Raw genomic sequence first — 3259 nt, forward strand, 5'->3', positions numbered from 1 at the left:
AACAGTCCGTTGTGCTCGAAGCAGTATCCACCGCGGCGCCGTACCACGATGCGATCGTGCAACGAGGCGACGTCCAGCGGCAGTGCGTCACCCAGTCGTGGGCCTACGCTGCAAAAGGCCAGTCGTGCAACGTGACGCTGGACGATCTCGCGCAGGAAGTAGAAATCCGCGCGCTGTGGTTTTAGGTCGAGCGCCTCCAGATACTGGTCGAGTATCTCGTTGGAACCTATTGCTATCGCTAGTTCGGGGGCGCCGGGGATAGAAATTTGAAACTACCTATTTCGCCGTGCGCAACGGTATCACCGGCGCAAAAAGCGGTCAATGACGCGGTCTTTGGCCGTCTCGGTGCGCATCGGGGCTGGTCTGAGCCCCAGTAGCCCCTCGTTCAAGGCGATGCTACCTGCGTTTCGGCCAATGTCCGCTTCGGGCCAGGTCGGCTCTGATCAGCGCTGCAGGCAACCGGCGAGGTCAATCCATTCGTGTCGGTCGCCGGCGTCGCCGGCACCAAGCCGGGCTTCGCCGGAAAGCGTCGTCAATCGATCTCACCCCTTATACGATCTCCACGGGATAGAGGCGGTGCCCGCGCTTAATGCGATAGGTCTCGAAATCTTTTCGATCCAGCGTAAACACTCTGCGAGTGCCGAGCGTTTCAGCGGCGGTGATGACCGATGCATCCGCGAAATCCATGGGGTGATTCTGGTATGTCCCCATCAATTCGAAGGCTCGCATCGTCTCTTCATGGAACCCATTGTGAACACTCATTATCGCCAAGCGCAACCAAGACCCAACGCCGCTGCGTTGGACCAAGGCAGTCACCCCGCCGCCAAAAGCGCTTTCTGCCAGGCGCGAGACATCGACATCAATGAAGGGTTTGAACCGGCTCGCTATTGTGAAATGTCCTGCAAATTCCTGCAAAATAGTCCGGACAGGAGCAAGCGCCTGCGATCAGCAGCGACGTGGAAAAAGGCCCTTATATTGTATATATACAGATACCTGTAGGTCTTCGGCGACGGGATGCAAAAACCTTCGAAAACCAGCGATCTGTCTACAAACATAATTGTAAACAGAGGGTCACGGGTTCAAGTCCTGTGGCGGGCACCATTGAACAGCCCAAGGCGGGCTAGCGACACAAAACTGTGACCTCTCCGACACCGAACCGTTTCAGAAGGCCTCTAAAGCTGGAGACCTGCAACCGGGGCAGGTCTTATGGGCGATCCGAAACTTATCTATTACCTCGAGATCCGGGTGCTGGATCTGGAACGCAAGGTCGAGGTGCTCGAGAAGCAACTCGAGACCTCCCTGTCGGGCCGCAGGAGCGGCATGGCGGGCAGTACGGCGCCGCTTCCGGCAGCATTGCTAAAACGGATCGGTGACGGGGAAAATACAGTACGGGTGGTCCGTCAGTTCCGGCTGATGACCCAGCGCGAACTTGGCGAGCGCAGCGGCATCCGGCCTAACCATATCTCGGCAATCGAACGCGGCATGTCATACGGTCTGAAATCAGCCAAACGCCTCGCCGAAGCGCTCGACATTACCATCGACGTGCTACTCGACCGCAGCTGAACTTAATCAGGAACGGCGCGCAGCAATTCGGCGACAGGCTGTGCTGGCGCCTTCGGTGCGGCCCTGGGAATGTAGACAAAATCCTCGCCGTCCCGCGCAAAACCTGCAAGCGGCAGCGCAAAGCGGAGGGCACGGGAGATGCGCCCCGACATACGCGCTTCGAACTTCCCGGGCGATCCCGGCGCGACGCGGAGGAAAGAGGAAAAGCGGGTCCCGGCGGCGTTTTCCGATTCCAGCGGCACAAGCAGTTTACCCTCGTCGCAAGAGATATTGCCGCGCAGGTCGCTCCAGCCGGATCCGAGTACCTCCCGGTTAAGGTCGAGCACATCGCTGGTGGCAACGCCTTCGGCCACCACGCATTCGCTGCCCTTGAACTGTATGGCCGGGCCTTCGAGTTTCACGGTGCCGCCTGTCTGGCGGATCCATTTCGCGGCACGCTCATAGTCCTGAAGGTCCAGATTGATCACATAGTCCATAAGCGTGACCGTCTGACCGGAATCCACTGAAACCTTGGCGGTGCCCTTGCCATGCGAGCCAGACCATTCGACCGCATACTGAAGCGTCCCGTCGAGCAGGGCGGACGGATCTAGCGTCAGGTCTGCGTTTCCATAATTGGTTCCGTTGACCGTAAGGTTGTCGAGGCCGCCGCTGAAGATCGAGCCGCGCGAGCCCGTCCATTCGACGCCATTGTCAGATGCGCCGGAGAGGTTCAGCGCCGTTGCAAGCGGCACGAAAGCGAGCCCGGCTATGCCGGCAATCGCCAGCAGGATCAGCACGAACAGAAAGCGGATCATCTTGTCACGACTCCGGTGCGGGCCCGCAAAGCGGCGCCTTCAGGGGAAAATAAGACAACATCCGCTTCCATCCGGTCAAATCGAAACTGCAGGCCCGGCTGCGTGTCAGGCGTCTTTCCACACCGGCGGGCGCCGGGTGAGGAAGGAGTTCAGACCTTCGCGGAAATCCTCGGTCTGAGCGCAGAGGATCTGGTTGCGGTCCTCCAGCGCAATGGCCGCTTCGATGCCGCCGGCGTCGAGGTTCATGTTGAGTGCTTCCTTCGACATGCGCAGGCCCAGCGGCGAAGTGGTCAGCATCAGGTCAATGTCTTCCTGCGCGGCGGCTTCAAGCTCTGCATCCGCAACGACTTGCGCGACGAGGCCTGCGCGGAGAGCGCGCTCCGCATTGATGAATTTGCCGGTGAGGATCAGTTCAGCCGCCAGCGAGGCGCCGACCAGGCGCGGTAGGAAATAGGACGAGCCGATATCGCAGCCCCCGAGGCCGATGCGGATATAGGCGCAGTTCATTCTCGCGCTCTCGCCGGCAATGCGGATGTCGGAGGCAAGCGCGAGGGAGAAACCGCCGCCGCAGGCCGGGCCATGGATCAGCGAGATGATCGGTTGCGGGCACCGGCGCATGGCCATCACGATCTCGGCAATGCGGTGCTGGGTCTTCAGGCCGCGCTGCACGCCGCCGCCGGACGCGGTGTCGTCGGCGTAAGATTCGGTCTTGAGGTCGAGACCGGCGCAGAAGGCACGCCCAGCGCCGCGCAGGACGACGATCCGTACGTCCTTGCGGTCCGGGAGGCCTAGAAAGTAGTCGCGCAGGTCTTCGATCATCGCGGGGTTCAGAGCGTTCAGGGCGCCCGGCCGGTTGAGTGTTACCCATTCCACGGGTCCCCGAGCTTCGATTAGCAGTCTCG

General features: G+C 60.6%; 5 protein-coding genes. 1 reads left to right on the forward strand and 4 read right to left on the reverse strand.

Features of this window, described 5'->3' with window-relative positions; genetic code table 11:
* A partial coding sequence (locus tag WEA77_RS08710) for an arylamine N-acetyltransferase (RefSeq protein ID WP_368067484.1) occupies positions 1–266 on the reverse strand: 266 nt, incomplete at its 3' end.
* Positions 267–549: 283 nt separating this feature from the next.
* Positions 550–915: a hypothetical protein gene (locus tag WEA77_RS08715; protein ID WP_368067481.1), complete on the reverse strand. Its 366-nt coding sequence runs from the start codon at positions 913–915 to the stop codon at positions 550–552.
* A gap of 291 nt (positions 916–1206) precedes the next feature.
* On the opposite strand from WEA77_RS08715, the gene WEA77_RS08720 reads away from it, so the two are divergent.
* Positions 1207–1563 carry a helix-turn-helix domain-containing protein gene (locus tag WEA77_RS08720; RefSeq protein WP_368067482.1) on the forward strand — a complete coding sequence of 119 codons (357 nt, stop codon included), beginning with the start codon at positions 1207–1209 and terminating at the stop codon, positions 1561–1563.
* A 2-nt stretch (positions 1564–1565) separates the two neighbouring features.
* On the opposite strand, the gene gspN is transcribed toward WEA77_RS08720, so the two are convergent.
* On the reverse strand, positions 1566–2357 hold the full coding sequence (gene gspN / locus WEA77_RS08725) for a type II secretion system protein N (RefSeq protein WP_368067483.1): 792 nt from the start codon (positions 2355–2357) through the stop codon (positions 1566–1568).
* Between the two features lie 105 nt (positions 2358–2462).
* Positions 2463–3254, reverse strand: a complete 792-nt coding sequence (locus tag WEA77_RS08730; RefSeq protein WP_368067485.1) for an enoyl-CoA hydratase/isomerase family protein — start codon at positions 3252–3254, stop codon at positions 2463–2465.
* Positions 3255–3259: the final 5 nt, after the last annotated feature.

This window comes from Hyphomonas sp. (assembly GCF_040882205.1).
Classification (GTDB): domain Bacteria; phylum Pseudomonadota; class Alphaproteobacteria; order Caulobacterales; family Hyphomonadaceae; genus Hyphomonas.

Bases quoted from the DNA above. Each gene is read 5' to 3' on its own strand.
- WEA77_RS08720 (WP_368067482.1), top strand. From the start codon at position 1,207: ATGGGCGATCCGAAACTTATCTATTACCTCGAGATCCGGGTGCTGGAT.
- gspN (WP_368067483.1), bottom strand. From the start codon at position 2,357: ATGATCCGCTTTCTGTTCGTGCTGATCCTGCTGGCGATTGCCGGCATA.